This is a genomic window from Corynebacterium sp. p3-SID1761, from assembly GCF_055862885.1.
Genome location: NZ_JBSQBJ010000028.1, coordinates 1 through 16,326 on the forward strand (window position 1 = coordinate 1; position 16,326 = coordinate 16,326).

Consider the following 16,326-nt stretch of genomic DNA (forward strand, 5'->3'; position numbering starts at 1 on the left):
GGTTACACGCTCGGTCTGGGTCATGGTGACTCCTCACTTATTGGTCGATCTACCTATTCAAAGGTCTCTACTCACAAAGACTAGGTGACTTCCCTCACCATGGGCACGAAGTTGGTTATAGATCGCACTTTTCTCACCCCCACAGACGGGGACTTTCGGGCATGACTATTTCTCTTTTTCTTTTTGACGCCGCGTCTCATCCCGTGGCGCACCACACCTATAAGTCCAGCAAGAGAGCCAGATCACGTTCTAACCCTGGGGCGTCATTAAGAAACAGGAGGGAGAAAAACTTCACAAAATTAACAAAAAGAGTCACCACCCCCACACATAAATATCCGCCTGACCGGCATTGACGCGGTTATTTGGGTTGGTACTCTCATAGGCAGAGACACGAAACGCAGACTTCACCTAACGGTGACGTTAGGCCTCCGAGTGTGCGAATCGCTGTCCCCCCGCCAGGAACCCCCGGGCAGGGACCAAGACATAACTCTCCCCTTAATTAGTAAGGAAGTGACCCCTACATGTCGAACGTCGGCAAGGCACGTACCGCTGAAGAAATCCAGAAGGACTGGGACGAGAACCCCCGTTGGGCTAACGTCGAGCGCGATTACACCGCAGAGCAGGTCGCTGAGCTGCAGGGCACCGTTGTTGAAGAGCACACCCTGGCACGCCGCGGCGCTGAGATCCTGTGGGAAGCAGTCAACAAGGATGACGATTCCTACATCAACGCTCTGGGCGCACTGACCGGCAACCAGGCTGTTCAGCAGGTCCGCGCAGGCCTGAAGGCTGTTTACCTGTCCGGTTGGCAGGTCGCTGGTGACGCCAACCTGTCCGGCCACACCTACCCCGACCAGTCCCTGTACCCGGCTAACTCCGTTCCGTCTGTTGTTCAGCGCATCAACAACGCGCTGTCCCGCGCTGACGAGATCGCTCGCGTTGAGGGCGACACCTCCGTTGACAACTGGCTGGTTCCGATCGTTGCCGACGGCGAAGCTGGCTTCGGTGGCGCACTGAACGTTTACGAGCTGCAGAAGGCCATGATCAAGGCCGGCGCTGCAGGTACCCACTGGGAGGACCAGCTGGCCTCCGAGAAGAAGTGTGGCCACCTGGGCGGCAAGGTTCTGATCCCGACCCAGCAGCACATCCGTACCCTGAACTCCGCACGTCTAGCAGCTGACGTTGCCAACACCCCGACCCTGGTTGTTGCTCGTACTGACGCTGAGGCCGCTACCCTGCTGACCTCCGACGTTGACGACCGCGACAAGCCGTTCCTGACCGGCGGCCGCACCGCTGAGGGCTTCTACAACGTCCAGAACGGCATCGAGCCTTGCATCGCCCGTGCGAAGGCATACGCTCCGTACGCCGACCTGATCTGGATGGAGACCGGCACCCCGGATCTGGAGCTGGCTAAGAAGTTCGCTGAGTCTGTTCGCTCCGAGTTCCCGGATCAGCTGCTGGCTTACAACTGCTCCCCGTCCTTCAACTGGTCTGCACACCTGGACGACGACACCATCGCCAAGTTCCAGAACGAGCTGGGCGCAATGGGCTTCAAGTTCCAGTTCATCACCCTGGCTGGCTTCCACGCTCTGAACCACTCCATGTTCGACCTGGCTTACGGCTACGCCCGCAACCAGATGTCCGCATTCGTGGAGCTGCAGAACCGCGAGTTCGCTTCCGCCAAGGAGCGCGGCTTCACCGCTGTGAAGCACCAGCGCGAGGTCGGTGCAGGCTACTTCGACAAGATCGCCACCACCGTCGACCCGAACTCCTCCACCACCGCTCTGAAGGGCTCCACCGAGGAGGGCCAGTTCCACTAAGCCGCTTGCTCTCCAAGCGCTAGGAACTAGCTGCGCGGGCTTCTAGGCCTGTGACATGCTCAAACCCCGGTCAGCACGCAAGTGCTGGCCGGGGTTTCTTGTTCCAATCTAACTCGCATACTCACCTGGGCGTCTTACTTGAGACCCAGACCAGGCCGCGGGGAATATACTGGTGAACACCATGGCCAAACGGACTGAACCAACACGAGGATCACAAAACAGAGGCGGCGGAAACTCCACCGCCGAGACAGGCGCAGAGCGCCCCTTTGTTGGTTCCCGCCTCCGCCAACTGCGCAAGGAACGCGGAATCTCCCAGGCACGCCTAGCCGAGATCCTGGACCTCTCCGCCAGCTACGTAAACCAGATCGAGCACGACGGACGCCCGCTAACCACCGCCGTGTTGGAGCGCATCACCGCTGCGTTCGGCATCGACCCAACCTTCTTCGCAGATCAAGATTCCACCCGCCTCCTTGCGGAAATCCAAGATGTCACCCTCGATCCGGAAATCAGCCCCACCCCGGCGGACGTCACCGAACTAGCCGCGCTTGTAAAAAACCACCCAGATCTCGCGCGTGCCTTCGTGGACCTCCACTCCCGCTACCGGAACGTCTCGGATACCCTCTCGCTGCTCACAGAGGAGCGTGTGCAGGGATCCGCCATCCTTTCCATCACTCCCAAGGGTGAACTCTTCGGGCGGGCCTCCGGGCCGGAAGCGTTCTCTATGCCACACGATGAAGTCCGCGACTTCTTCTACGCCAGGCAGAACTACATCGATGTTCTCGATGTGGCGGCGGAAAAGTTGGCGTCCAAAATAAACATCGGGGCGAACCAGATACACCACACCGAACAGATCATCGCCGAGCGCCTACAACAGGTACACCAAGTACAGGTGATTTACTCGCGAGACCTGGGCGACACGCAGCACAAGTTCGACCCGCAGAAAAAGACACTCCACGTGTCGTCGAAGATGCGCCCCGGGCAGATCGCGTTCCGGCTGGCCACAGAGTTGGCCTATCTGGAAGCGGGCACAACGATCGACTCGCTAGTGGAGCTGGGACATTTCCAATCCGAAGAATCCCGCGCGCTGGCGCGCCGTGGCTTAGCTAGCTATTACGCCGCCGCACTTCTGCTGCCCTACCGGCAGTTCCACAGCTCGGCCGAAGAATCGCGTTACGACCTCGAATTCCTCATGCGCGAATACGGCGTGGGCTACGAGACCGTCTGCCACCGCCTTTCCAGCCTGCAGCGCCCCAGCCTGCGCGGTGTGCCCTGGACTTTTGTGCGCGTGGACCGTGCGGGCAACATGTCCAAGCGACAGTCAGCGACAGGCCTGCACCTGTCGAACTCGGGTGGCACGTGCCCACTGTGGAATGTGTACGAGACGTTTAGCTACCCCGGCAAGATCATGCGGCAGATCGCGCAGATGCCCGACGGGCGGACCTATCTGTGGATCGCCCGCACCGTGAACCACCACCGCGCGGCCTGGGGGCAGCCGGGAAAGATGTTCGCCATCGGTTTGGGCTGCGAGCTGCGGCACGCCGACCGCACGGTGTATTCGGATGGGTTGGATCTGAAAGATACGTCCGCGGCAGTGCCGATCGGCTCCGGCTGCCGACTGTGTCCGCGCGATAACTGCCCGCAGCGCGCGTTTCCACCGATCCACCGCTCGTTGGAGATCGACCCGCACCGTTCGAGCGTGTCGCCGTACTAGCTCGTGCCCCTACAGCGCTAGTCGCCGTCGAAAAGCCCGACGATCTGCCTGCGCTGCAGTTCGCGGCGGTTATATGTGGCCTCGCGTACCGATTCGTCAGTATCAAAGCTCGAGCCGAGTGCTCCGCCGAGGGTACCTAGTGACGCCGCAAACCATGCCAGCGTCAAATAATCCAGCGGCGTGATAGTGGAGTTCACCTTGTTTTCAAAGAAGGGCACCGGCACAACCGCGGCGCTGACCAGCAGCATCGTCAGGTAGATCAGGGCATAGACGCCGGTAGCGGAGATCAGCACCGTGCCGATGGTGGCCAGGTTATCCATCCGGGCGCGCCACCACTCGACGCTGTCGGAGGAAGCCGGTGTGGAGGTTGCATCGGCGCCGACGCTCAACACGGACGGTTCCGCCTTACGGCTATATCCCCCATTCCACAGGCCGTTCTTGTAGATCAACCAGAAGGTCAGGAGAGTAATGGAAAGGATGGTGATCATGATCTGCCGCCACGGGCTGATCAAGTAGGACATCTCCCACACAGAACCATAGAAGATGCCGAAGCCGCCTGTGGCCACGCCCGTGGCCAGGCAGCTGGAGAGCACCTTGAGCAACTGGCCGGGACGGTTGCCGCGGATCATTCCCAACAGCAGGCGCAGGGTGCGCCCACGGCCTTCGAGTACGCGGGTGGTATCGGCCTCTACGTCGCCGCCCTCGATCTCGTCTACGCCCTTTTCGCGCTGGCCAGCTCCGGCGTGCTTGCCGCAGACCAGGCGCGACAGCTCCTGCCACAGTCCTTCTTTGGCTCGCAACAGGCCAAAGGCAGGCAGGCACAACATGGTGGCCTTGCCCTGCTCGACGGTCTGGCTGATTACCGGCCTGCGGGTGGTCAGCGGCAGGTCGGTGACGTACACCAGCCGATCCCAGCCGTAGTCGCGTAGGATTCCGGGGGCAGTGTCGGCGAGGCGGACGTTGCCGAACTCGTCCATCGGCAGCGTTCCGGTGCGGAATTCGAGGATGGGTTTGGTCCCGGAGACGTGATTCTCCGAGGCCTTAGCGAGCTGTTGGAGCATGGCGCGCACGCGCACCGCTGGCAGTCCTCGGTCTGCCAGCAAGCCAATCTTCTCTGGCAAGTCTGGGCACCAATCGTGGCAGGGGAAGGATTTGCCCGAAATCCTACTCCACCTGCACCTAACCAGGGAAATACTGACCGATCGAACCTTCTTAGAGGTTGATCATGTGCCCGCCGGCGATGCCGTGGGCGGCTTCCTTCATTGCCTCCGACAGGGTCGGGTGCGTGTGAACGTTGCGGGAAATCTCCTCAGCCGTCAGGTCGAAGCGCTGTGCCAGAGTCAGCTCCGGCAGCAGCTCAGAGACATCCGGGCCGACCATGTGAGCACCTAGCAGTTCGCCGTACTCAGCGTCTGCCACCAGCTTCACGAAGCCCACGCCGTGGCCCAGGCCCTGTGCCTTGCCGTTTGCGGTGTAAGGGAAGGTAGCGACCTTCACCTCACGGCCTTCCTCCTCTGCCTGCTTCTTGGCAGCTTCCTCGGTGTAACCGAAGGAAGCAACCTGCGGGAAGCAGAAGGTGGCGCGCGGCATCATCATGTAGTCGCCCAGTAGCTCGGTCTCTTCGCCGGCGATAACCTCAGCCGCAACCACACCCTGCGCCTCTGCGACGTGAGCCAGCTGCAGCTTGGCGGTGACGTCACCGATGGCGTAGATGTGCGGAACGCTGGTGCGCATTTCGTCGTCGATGTCGATAGCACCGCGCTCGGTCAGCTTCACGCCAGTGTTCTCCAGGCCGTAACCCTCCACGCGCGGTGCAAAGCCGATAGAGACCATCACGCGGTCGGCCTTCAGGGTCTCGGACTTGGAGCCATCGGCGGATTCGATGTCCACCTCAACGCCCTTGCCTTCGCCCAGGTCGCGAACGGCGGTAGTCTTGTGCCCGGTCTTCAGAGTTACGCCCAGCTTCTTGTACTGCTTGGTGATCTCCTTGGAGACGTCCTTATCCTCGTTCGGCAGGACGCGGTCCATGAACTCGACCACGGTGATGTCCACACCGAAGTTGGACAGCACGTAGGCGAACTCCATGCCGATAGCTCCCGCGCCGATGACAACCATGGAGTCCGGCTTGTTCTCGTCCAGGATCTGCTCTTCGAAGGAGACGATGTTGCCGCCCAGCTCTACGCCCGGCAGGGACTTCACAACGGAGCCGGTAGCGATGATGCAGTTGTCGAAAGTAATGGTCTTTCCGGCGTCGTCACCATCGGAAACCTCGATGGTCTTATCGTCGACGAAGTTGCCGCGACCGTGGATCTCCTGAATCTTGTTCTTCTTCATCAGGTAGTGCACACCCTTGACGATGTTGCCCGAGACCTTGCGGGAACGCTGGTGTGCCACCTTGAAGTCCATCGAGATGTTATCGCCAGTGATGCCGTAGGTCTTGGCTTCCTTGGTGATGGTGTGCGCGAGTTCAGCGTTGCGGATCAGCGCCTTTGAGGGGATGCAGCCCACGTTGAGGCATACGCCACCCCAGTACTGCTTTTCGATAACGGCGGTCTTCAGACCCAATTGAGCGGCGCGAATCGCCGCCACGTATCCGCCAGGGCCTGCTCCGAGTACTACTACGTCAAAATGTTCTTTAGCCACAAGATCCAAGGGTACTTAATCTTCTTTATTTATGTGACGCCCACACGCCTCCCATAGCACACACCCCGACTCAAGACTTAACTCCCGCCTCGCTAGCCACATGAGCAACACCCCCGTTTTGGGCTCCCCATAAAAACTAATTAGCTCCTCGGGTTCCCATTGCTCACTAAGGTTAGGTAAAGTCCCCTATGACCTGAGAGGTTTCTAGCAACTGCCTACGAATCTCTCAATCTTTCAACTGATCATCCACGCATCGGATCTTGAGTTTCTGACGTTTCCCCGGGCGTGGCCCCACAGAAGGATCAACTAAATGAAGCGAAGCATCGCCCGCACCCTTGCTGCCGTCACGGCCGCAATCGCACCTTTCGCCACGGTTGCAGTCACTGCTCCGGCCACCCAGGCCGCTACCGTTACTGCAGCACAGAAGGCGGCAGGTATCGCCCCAGCAGAGCTGAAGATGAACACCAGCACTCCAGACCAGCCTTCAGAGGCTACTGCATGGCGCGGAATCATCTCGTCCCTGCGAGCCAAGGGCTTTGACAATGTGCAGGAAGTCTCCGCTTACTCTCCCTCCATGAAGCGCCACGTCCCGCTGGTTGTTATCCAGCCCCGTGATGTAAAGAAGCGCGACAATGCGCCGACCCTGTACATGCTGAACGGCGCTGACGGTGGCGAGGGTATCGCTAACTGGATCCGCCAGACCGACATCGTGACCTACTACGGCGGCAACGATGACGCTAACAAGGGCACCGTCAGCCCCGGTATCGGCGCCAACATCGTAATCCCCATGTCCGGCGCTTACTCCTACTACACCGACTGGATCACCGAGCCGAACACTCCCTACATCAAGGGCCCGCAGAAGTGGGAGACCTTCCTGACCCGCGAGCTGCCGCAGGCCATCGAGCCGGCTCTGAAGGCTAACGACAAGCGCGCTATCGCTGGTATGTCCATGACCGGCACCACCTCCCTGCTATTCGCCGAGCACCACCCGGGCTTCTACGACTCCGTCGGCTCCTTCTCCGGTTGCGCTGCAACCACCACGGGTCTGACTCCGAAGTTTATCGACCTGGTGCTGAACCGTGGCGGTACGGACTTCACGAAGATGTGGGGTCCGGTCAACGGCAAGGTTGCTCGCAACAACGATGCTCTGATCAACGCTGAGAAGCTGCGCGGTCAGAAGAACATCTACGTCTCCACTAGCTCCGGCTTCCCGGGCGAGCACGATATGCCCTGGTCGAAGCGCGTTAACGGCCAACCTTCCGCCGCTGCACAGGTGATCTTCGAAGGCTCCGTCATCGAGGGCGCCACCAACGCCTGCACCCGCGATCTGGCTCGCAAGACCAATTCGCTGAACATCCCGGTGACCTACAACTTCCGTCCGGCGGGCACGCACCAGTGGGGCTACTGGCAGGACGACCTGCGCGGCTACTGGGACCACCTGGTTGCTGGCCTGGGCACTGGTGTCAAGCGTCCGCCGCTGAAGCCGACCGAGCCGATTTCCCCGCAGGATTACTGGGCAGGTTCCACCTCCGGTTCCTAAACGCCTAGCACAAACCCTTGAACAGCTAGAACACCACATCCCCCGCCACAGACTACCTCCGTGGCGGGGGTTGTCCTATGCAGAGAGTAGTGTGCCTTACATGACTCAAACGCAACAGCAGCCCCGCCCTTTCCGCAGTTCCCCTATCGCTGGAGCTCGGGATGCGTACACGGGTGTGGACTTCAACCTCGGTTTCCACGTGCTGAGCTACGACTTGCAACTGAATTACAACGTCGAGCCCAACCACCTCAACGGTGTCGCTCTCCTATCAGTTGAAAACTACCGGCCGCTGAAGTCGATGACGTTGGACTTGGCTAATAGTCTGGCTGTCAACCGAGTTGAGGTGTCCGGCCACGGCGCTGCCGCCGCGAATGGAACGATGAAGATCCGCCGTTTCCGCCACACCGGCAACAAGTTGACGATCACGTTTGTGGAGGAATTGGCAGAGGATCAGTCCTTTGATCTAACCATTAAATACGGCGGCTACCCGCGCCCGCTGCGCTCCAAGTGGGGCGAGGTCGGCTGGGAGGAGACCGACAACGGTGCCCTCGTGGCCGGCCAGCCCAATGGCGCTCCTAGCTGGTTCCCCTGCGATGACACCCCGGACGAGAAGGCAATGTTCCGCGTGACAATCACCGCACACCGGGATGTCACCGCCATTGCCCATGGCACCCTGGTAGAGGAATTCAACAAGGGAAACAACACAACCCGGGTGTTCGAAACACGCTATCCCATGGCCACCTATCTGGCCGCGGTATACGTAGGCACGTACCAACGTGTGGATTTCCGTAGCGCGAAACTCGGCCGCAGGAACGTCCCGGTTTTCGGCTGGCTTCCGCAGGGCACCGAACACGCTAAGCGAGTTCGTGAGCTAGTACAGGAAGACTTCGGCCAGCAGACGGAGATGGTCGAGGTGTACTCGGATCTCTTCGGCCCCTATCCCTTCCCGGAATACTCGGTAGTGGTAACTGACGAGGAAATGGAAATTCCACTCGAGGCTCAGGGCATGAGCATGTTCGGCTGCAACCACGCCGATGGCAAACACACCTGGGAACGATTGATCGCCCACGAGCTATCCCACCAGTGGTTTGGCAACTCCGTCGGACTAGTCGAATGGCGGGATATCTGGCTCAACGAGGGGTTCGCGTGCTACTCCGAATGGCTGTGGTTTGAAAAATCGCAGGGCATTCCCGCTGCTCACCACGCATGGGCTCATCACAGGGCGCTGGCCGAAAAACCGCAGGACATTCTGCTGATCGACCCCGGTGCGGACGACATGTTCGACGACCGGGTCTACAAGCGCGGCGCACTCACCGTCCACGCCCTGCGGGTGCTGCTGGGCGACGCTGCCTTCTTCGACATGGTTCAACGTTGGACGACCCAACACCGCATGGGACTGGTGGAAACTCGCGACCTGGAAAACCTGGCACACTCCATCGCGGAGGAAAACGGTATTGCCCGCAGTGAGGTACAAGGGCTTTTCGATCGCTGGTTGCGTCACCAAGACCTGCCCGAGTTCCCTGGCGGCGAGGGTCTTGGGCTCAGCGATGCGCAGTTGCGCGAACTACCCGCAGGGCCAGCTGCGGAGATGGTCGATGCGTCTGGCCCGGCGCGCGCAGTAGATGCGCTGAAGCGGGTAGGCCAGAAACTCGGCGAGCTCAGCGACAGGCTGCAGGACTAGCAGAGCGACCTTTCGCGGGGTTAACGATGCGCGCCATTTCGCTTGCCACCGTCTTCGTGGCCATCGCCGGGTATCTGGTTATTTGGGTTGCCAATAAGGGGCTTCCCACCGCCGGATATGAAGATTTCATGGTCTATTGGTCACTCTTCTTTGCAATGACGGGCGTGCTGGATGGGCTTATGCAGGAGACCGCACGGGCGGTCTCCACCCGGCGTGCGCAGACAAACCCCCGCCCAGCGCCCCGCCCGTTCGCGTTGACAGGCTACATCGCACTCGTAATTGGAGCGCTGGCACTGGTTACCGGCCCGCTGTGGATCGGCGAGCTCGTCCCCGGATTAACTGGATGGGGTCTTGTCTTATTGGCTGTGGGCCTAGCCTGTTATACGTTCCAAGCGACAGTGTGTGGCCTACTGTCTGCGAACCATTCCTGGCCTAGTTTCGCCTGGTTGATGGCCATTGATTCCGGAGTGCGTCTAGCGTTGGCCGTGGTTGCCTGGCTACTGGGATGGCAGCTGCTGGCCTATTTGTTTGTCACGGTGATCGGCGCAGCCACGTGGCTGCTTATCCTGTTCTGTTCTCGTTCAGCACGTGCCACACTGAGCGACCGCGCAGATGTCGCCGCTCGCCCTTTCCTCGCACGCACGGTGAAGGCCATGATCGCCTCCGGAGCTAATGCCGTGATGATTACGGGCTTTAGCGTGTTACTGCGTTATACCTCGGGGGCAGATGTCGGCCCCGGCGCGCTCGCCGCAACTATCACCGCGATTACCCTCACTCGCGCGCCGATTCTGGTCCCCCTCCAGCGCTTCCAGCCGGCGCTGATTGTGCATTTCACTAAACACCGCGAACAGGTGCTGCGTGCCGCCACTTTGCCCATTGCAGCGGTGGGGGTCGTCGCAGCTGTTGGTGGCATCGCGGCCTACTTCCTGGCCGCGCCATTAATGGGGTTGTTTTTTGACGCCGCCGTGATCTCCTCCCCTGCCACCCTCGGGTGGCTAACCTTCGTTTCCGGAGCGACAGCCATCCTGATGATCAGTGGCTCGGCTGCGCTGGCAGCGGATCGTCACAATCTCTACACCGCTGGCTGGTTAATCGCTATTGCTTTGTCAACGGTGGTTCTTTTGCTGGACTATTCCCCCGATACGCGCGCCATTTGGGCGCTGGCGACCGGCCCGGCCATCGGTGCAGCGGTGCAACTGGGTGTGCTTGCGCTGGCGGGCGGGGAAAAGAGGACCGAAAGCTAGGCTTCCGATTGCTGTGGTTCAGGAATGAACTTCCTGGAGGTCAGCGTCACCACGACAAGGCCGATAAGAGCAACCACCGCACCAAAGCCCAGCATCTCGGTGTAAGTGAACCAATCCTTCAAACGGGACAGGATCATCGGGAAGAAGAAGCCGATATAGGTGATTGTGTAGAAGAAAGCGGTCAGTCCACCGAGATCATCAGCGCTGGCGATTCGTTGGACTTCCGTCAGTCCGGAAATCAGGCACACGCCGTATCCGGTACCCAGGATAAGCCCGACGACAATAGTGCCGATGAGCGAGCCCACGTGGGCGGTCCAGGCTGCCACAATCATGCCGATGATCACCAGCACTAGGCCGAGCTGTTGAGCTTGCGAGTTGTTCGGGTTGATGTACTTATTGGACACCTGCTGAATGCCAAAGCCGCACAACAATGCAACTGCGGTGATGCCTGCCGAGAAGGCGATGGGATAGGAGACCTCATCCTGCGCCAAGCTCGGCATGATGGCGTAGGCCACGCCCGCACAGCCGAAAACCCACGGGGCGATGGGAATAACGGCGGTGAGGAAGCGGGGGTGGCGAAGGGAAGGCACATTTAGATCTGACCAGAAGGATCCCTTGACCTTGAGGTGGGCATTTTGTCGGGTTTCCGGAACGCCCAAGAGGCCGACCATGGACAAGGCGCACAGCACGATGCTGATGATGTAGGGCGTTTGTCCCGGCGCAGGCCCCCACTCGGCAAGCAGGCCCGCCACAGCGGCGCCCACTGCGAAACCGAAGGTGAGGGACATCGTTGCTCGGCGAGCACCTGCCCCCTCCCCGGCGCTCGGGTCGAACGAAGGTGTGGATAGTTCCTTGATCCAGGCACCGCCTGCGGTCATCACCATGCCGACTGCAAAACCACTCAGCACGCGACCGGTGAAGATCAGGGGTTCATTCATTTCGCCCATTGCAATAAGGACGCTGCCGACCAGGCTAATGACCGGTGCGGGCAACATGACGATGCGACGACCGTAGCGGTCGGACAGTGGACCGCATAGCAGCAGACCAGCTGCGATTCCTGCGGCGTAGCAGGCCAACAGAGCATCGACGAAGACCGAGCCGAATACGTTTTCCCCACGGTAGAAAACCATCATTGGAGTGAACTCATTACCCGCGTAAGCCACCGCGAGCACGCCACAGGCCACGAGCAGCCAATACCGCTTTTGGGCACGGCTTGCCGCTCCGCGAGTGGAGGGGTTGACTTTATGGCTACGCATAGCTTCACGCTGCATGGATTGGCCTTGCGCGGGTTGCTTCACTTCCTGCTGTGCTTCGTCGAATGTGTCCTCGGTCATAGGGAAGAGCCTAGCCACCCTCATTGGGGACTACCAACGCACTATCGAAGTCGAAGTCTCCAAGCTAGCCAATTTAGGCATAATTTTATTGCTAATTTTTTGAGTCGCAGATCACATTTTTACGTACCCTTGAGGCTATGTCACCAAACCAGTCCAAAAACGCTACCGAAAGCACCACTCCGACTGATAGCTCGGTCACATCAAAGAATGTTGATGGAATTTCCGACAATTCGGGCTTTGCACTCCGCCGATCGACGTCGGCGCCCAAGACTTTGGCCAGCGCTCCCAACGCTGAAGAGCAGGCGTCGATAGCAAAAGAGCTAAAGCTTGTCCTCGACGGTGACTTCCCCACCGCGCGCGCAGCGACCCGCCAGGTGTTGGCGAATCCCGACATTCTCCCGCGTGCGGATCTTGACCTCGAACAGTCTCGCGCCCGCACCACCGCACAACTTCAGCAAGTCCGCGAATCCGGAATGCCAAAGGATGCCTTCCGCAAAGACCAAGGCGGCACGGGAAACACGGGCCACTGCCTGACTTCAATTGAGATGCTGGGACATGCAGACCTTTCCCTGATGGTGAAGTCCGGCGTGCAATGGGGTCTATTTGGCGGTGCCGTGGGCAACCTGGGTACTGAGCGCCACCAGGAGATGGTGACGCAGCTAATGAACCTCGATGCGCTTGGCTGCTTTGCCATGACAGAGCGTGGCCACGGCTCCGACGTGCAGCAGTTGGAAACCACGGCAACCTATGACCCGGCGACGCGGGAGTTCATCATCAACTCCCCCACCGCCTCTGCCGAGAAGTGGTTTATTGGCAACGCTGCACGCGATGGTCGCTGGGCTGCTGTGTTTGCGCAGCTCATCGTTCCCAACAACGACAATGCCGAAGGACAGGAAGAATCCCCGTCCGATTCCCAGGGTGTGCACTGCCTCCTGGTGCGCATCCGCGAGGACGATGGTTCTGCCATCGCCGGAGTACGCATCGGCGACCACGGCTACAAGGGCGGGCTGAAAGGCGTAGACAACGGCACTATCAGCTTCGATAACTACCGCGTGCCACGCGAAGCGCTGCTGAACCGCTTTGCCGACGTTGATGAAGAAGGTAACTACAGCTCCCCCATCGAAAACCCAAACCGACGCTTCTTCACAATGCTTGGAGCCCTGGTGCGCGGCCGCGTGACTGTGGGAGCTGCCGCCGGCGCGGCCGCCCGCACCGCGCTAGACATCGGTGTGACGTACGCGAACCTGCGGCGTCAATTCGCTCCCGACGATTCGCTTCCAGAAAACCGCTTGATCGAACACCGATGGCACCGCCTGCGCCTCATCCCACGTGTAGCGCGCGCCTACGGCCTGCAGTTCGCTACGAACAAGCTGATCGCGCGCGTGCACGAGCTGGATCAGCTCGGGTTGGATCCCACACAGCACACCAAGGAACAGCAGGCCGACCAACGCGAGGTTGAGGCGCACGCTGCAGCGCTGAAGGCCGCCAACACCGCCCACGCCACCGACACGATCCAGGAAGTCCGCGAAGCTTGCGGAGGCGCCGGGTACATGGCGGAAAACCTGCTGACTACGTTGAAGGCCGACTCGGATGTATTTACCACTTTCGAGGGCGACAACGTCGTGATGATGCAACTGGCCGCCAAGGAGCTGATGACCGGCTTCGCCAAGGAGCTCGGCGGCCTGAACCCGATGGAAATGGTGCGCTTCGGGCTGGATAGCTTCGGCACGTTACTGCGCCGCCGCACCGCCGCGGATGCACTGATCCAGAACCTGGTGGATACGTTCAGCGATTCCGAGGAGACCTCGCTATTCGACCCGGCCTACCAAATCAACCTGCTCACCGAGCGGGAGGATCGTCTAATGCGCTCGCTCGCCCGGCGCCTTCGCCCGGCCCGCAAGATGGAAGTGATTGAAGCAGCCCAGCTCGTGGATCGCGCACAAGATCACCTGTTGGCCGTCGGTTGGGCTCACGTGGACCGGATTGTTTTCGAGGCCTTCGTGGAGGCCGAGTCCAAGCTGGAGTCGGAGGACGCCCAGCGCGTGCTGGAGCAGGTTCGCGACGTGTACTTCCTCAGCTGCATCGTGGACAACGCAAGCTGGTACCTCGAGCAGAACCTGCTTACAGGTACCCGCACCAAGGCTGCACGTGCCGCTCTGAACGACCTGGTGGATTCCCTGGGGCCGTGGTCGCAGACGCTGGTGGATGCATTTGGTATCCCGGACCACATCACAGAGCTGAAGCTGATGGAGGACTACGACGCGATGGTGCCGAAGTACGAGTCCGACCCCGCCGCGGGGCAGGAGGGGTAGGCGGGCTTTCAAGCACCTGCATTCTCTATCGCGAACCCCACATCGTATTCTTAGAGAATGACCTCCACCCCCTCCACCTCCTCAAATAGCACCAGCTCGCACCCGGACTCCCGTTCCGGCGATGCGAAGCTCGGCAATGGTCTGAAGGTCCGTCACCTCACGATGATGGGTCTGGGTTCCACCATCGGCGCCGGGCTGTTCCTGGGCACCGGCGTGGGGATCGAAGCGGCTGGGCCGGCCGTGCTGCTGGCTTATATCGTCGCGGGACTCATCGCCATTCTTGTCATGCAGATGCTGGGGGAGATGGGCACCGTCATCCCTGCCTCGGGTTCCTTTTCCGAGTACGCCGAGCACGGCATTGGACGCTGGGCTGGTTTCACGCAAGGATGGATTTACTGGCTTGCCACCGTCGCGGTACTCGGCGCCGAAATTACTGGTGCGGCGAGCTTTATGGGTGCGTGGTTCGGTATTGACGCCTGGATCCCCGCCGCCATCTGCGTGCTTTTCTTCGGCGTGGTGAATCTGCTGCAGATCCGAGCCTTCGGCGAGTTCGAGTTCTGGTTTGCGTTCATCAAGGTGGCCGTACTGGTGGCATTCCTGGTCATCGGTTTCCTATTGATATTCGGCCTGCTACCGGGACACACATTCATCGGCACGGAGGTCTTCACCGCCGATGGATTCATGCCCAACGGCGTAGGCGGTGTAGCTACGGCGATCCTGGCCGTAGCCTTCGCCTTCGGCGGTATCGAGGTGGTTGCTATCGCCGCTGCGGAGTCCGAAAACCCGCAGCAGTCGCTGATTAACGCCGTGCGTTCCACCATCACCCGCATCTCGCTGTTCTACCTGGGCTCGGTACTGGTGATTACCTTCCTGCTCCCCCACTCTTCACTGGGGCAGGCAGAAAGCGCGGCCGATAGTCCCTTCACCCGAGTACTGAACCTGGCGGGTATTCCGGGCGTCGTCGGTTTTATGGAAGCCATCATCGTTCTGGCGCTCTTGTCAGCCTTCAATGCGCAGATTTACGCCTCCAGCCGCATGATGTTCTCCCTGGCTAAGCGCCACGAGGCACCAAGGATCTTCACCCGCGTTGACCGCCGAGGCGTACCGGTCAACGCGATTATCCTTTCCGTCGCGCTTTCCATCGTGATGGTGGTGCTGAATTACCTGGACACGGGCTGGCTGCTGACCTTCATGTTGAACTCTGCAGGTGCCTCATTGTTGATCGTGTGGACGTTCATCGCCGTCTCCGAACTGCGTCTACGCCGTCGACTAGAGCGGCATGCCGGTGGAACGCTGCCAATCCGCATGTGGGCTTTCCCTGTTCTGACCATCATCACGCTCGCAGTGCTCGCCAGCCTGGCCGTCCTCATGTTGACGGATCCGGATTCCCGAGTGCAGCTATTGTCGGCGACCGTAATGTTTACGATCTTAGTGGTGGCCAGCTTCGCCAATTCCGCCATCCGTGGGTTGAGCCCCTTCGAGAAGCTGCCCCTGCCTTCCTCCCTCTAATAAAGCTCGCCTCGAATGCACCAACAGCACGGCTAACCGGCACCCCAGAACAAAGAACAACTGAGGTGCCGGTTAGGCATGCTGTATCCACTGAGCTACTAGGGTTCGCGCTGTCGCCTTAGAGAGAAAGACTGCCGGATGGCCCTGTGGAGTTCTTAAGGCCAACTAGGCCGTAAATAACGGCCCAGATAAGTGCCAGCGGTGTAAAGAGGGGGCCGCGCAGCCAAGCCGGGGTGTTTTCCCAGATGGTGTTCACTGAGCCGAGCGGGGACTTAGTGTTCGGAGTTTCTGCAGCCTGTACTTGGGTGGTGGGGGTGTGGGTTTCGGCCTGGGCAGGTGCGGCGAGACACGCGGTGACGGTTGCGGCGGTAACGCCGGCGATGAGCGACTTGCGAATCTTCATTGGGGAAAAATCCTTTCTGAAGGGGTTCGGGTAGAGATGTGCAAAAGCCCTCTTTGCCCCAGAGTGCGGTTCCATGACTGATTGGACGCAAACTCGCGAGCTTGGAAGTGCTTTGTTTAGCCAAACGCTTAT

General features: G+C 60.1%; 11 protein-coding genes. 7 read left to right on the forward strand and 4 right to left on the reverse strand.

Annotated features, from left to right (window positions below; all coding sequences use genetic code 11):
• Positions 1–521: 521 nt before the first annotated feature.
• Together aceA and ramB are read left to right on the forward strand one after the other, a co-directional pair.
• Positions 522–1,817 carry an isocitrate lyase gene (aceA, locus tag ACWXWJ_RS09920; protein WP_473964306.1) on the forward strand — a complete coding sequence of 432 codons (1,296 nt, stop codon included), beginning with the start codon at positions 522–524 and terminating at the stop codon, positions 1,815–1,817.
• Positions 1,818–1,998: 181 nt separating this feature from the next.
• Entirely contained in the window at positions 1,999–3,528 is a 1,530-nt protein-coding gene (gene ramB / locus ACWXWJ_RS09925; RefSeq protein WP_293790844.1) for an acetate metabolism transcriptional regulator RamB, read from the forward strand.
• Between the two features lie 17 nt (positions 3,529–3,545).
• Here ramB and ACWXWJ_RS09930 read toward each other — a convergent pair whose 3' ends face one another.
• Together ACWXWJ_RS09930 and lpdA are read right to left on the reverse strand one after the other, a co-directional pair.
• Positions 3,546–4,649 (reverse strand): hypothetical protein, encoded by a 1,104-nt coding sequence (locus ACWXWJ_RS09930; protein ID WP_473964307.1) that lies wholly within the window; start codon positions 4,647–4,649, stop codon positions 3,546–3,548.
• A 91-nt stretch (positions 4,650–4,740) separates the two neighbouring features.
• Complete coding sequence (gene lpdA, locus ACWXWJ_RS09935) at positions 4,741–6,171, reverse strand: dihydrolipoyl dehydrogenase (protein ID WP_434825171.1); 1,431 nt, start codon at positions 6,169–6,171, stop codon at positions 4,741–4,743.
• Positions 6,172–6,481: 310 nt separating this feature from the next.
• Between lpdA and ACWXWJ_RS09940 the strand changes: the two genes are divergently transcribed.
• The 3 genes from ACWXWJ_RS09940 to ACWXWJ_RS09950 all read left to right on the forward strand — a co-directional run bounded on the left by ACWXWJ_RS09940 (position 6,482) and on the right by ACWXWJ_RS09950 (position 10,636).
• Entirely contained in the window at positions 6,482–7,711 is a 1,230-nt protein-coding gene (locus ACWXWJ_RS09940; protein WP_473964308.1) for an alpha/beta hydrolase, read from the forward strand.
• Positions 7,712–7,811: 100 nt separating this feature from the next.
• The gene (locus ACWXWJ_RS09945) at positions 7,812–9,392 is read left to right on the forward strand and encodes a M1 family metallopeptidase (protein ID WP_473964309.1); all 1,581 of its coding nucleotides are present in this window, start codon (positions 7,812–7,814) and stop codon (positions 9,390–9,392) included.
• 26 nt (positions 9,393–9,418) lie between these two features.
• The gene (locus ACWXWJ_RS09950; RefSeq protein WP_473964310.1) at positions 9,419–10,636 is read left to right on the forward strand and encodes a hypothetical protein; all 1,218 of its coding nucleotides are present in this window, start codon (positions 9,419–9,421) and stop codon (positions 10,634–10,636) included.
• Here the strand turns inward: ACWXWJ_RS09950 and ACWXWJ_RS09955 are convergent.
• Entirely contained in the window at positions 10,633–11,970 is a 1,338-nt protein-coding gene (locus ACWXWJ_RS09955) for an MFS transporter (protein WP_293790850.1), read from the reverse strand. The genes ACWXWJ_RS09950 and ACWXWJ_RS09955 overlap by 4 nt on opposite strands.
• 137 nt (positions 11,971–12,107) lie before the next feature.
• Between ACWXWJ_RS09955 and ACWXWJ_RS09960 the strand changes: the two genes are divergently transcribed.
• The gene (locus tag ACWXWJ_RS09960) at positions 12,108–14,282 is read left to right on the forward strand and encodes an acyl-CoA dehydrogenase family protein (protein ID WP_473964311.1); all 2,175 of its coding nucleotides are present in this window, start codon (positions 12,108–12,110) and stop codon (positions 14,280–14,282) included.
• Between the two features lie 57 nt (positions 14,283–14,339).
• The gene (locus ACWXWJ_RS09965) at positions 14,340–15,791 is read left to right on the forward strand and encodes an amino acid permease (protein WP_473964312.1); all 1,452 of its coding nucleotides are present in this window, start codon (positions 14,340–14,342) and stop codon (positions 15,789–15,791) included.
• Positions 15,792–15,909: 118 nt separating this feature from the next.
• Here ACWXWJ_RS09965 and ACWXWJ_RS09970 read toward each other — a convergent pair whose 3' ends face one another.
• A complete protein-coding gene (locus ACWXWJ_RS09970) occupies positions 15,910–16,194 on the reverse strand; it encodes a hypothetical protein (protein ID WP_473964313.1) in 285 nt (94 codons plus the stop codon).
• Between the last annotated feature and the right edge of the window lie 132 nt (positions 16,195–16,326).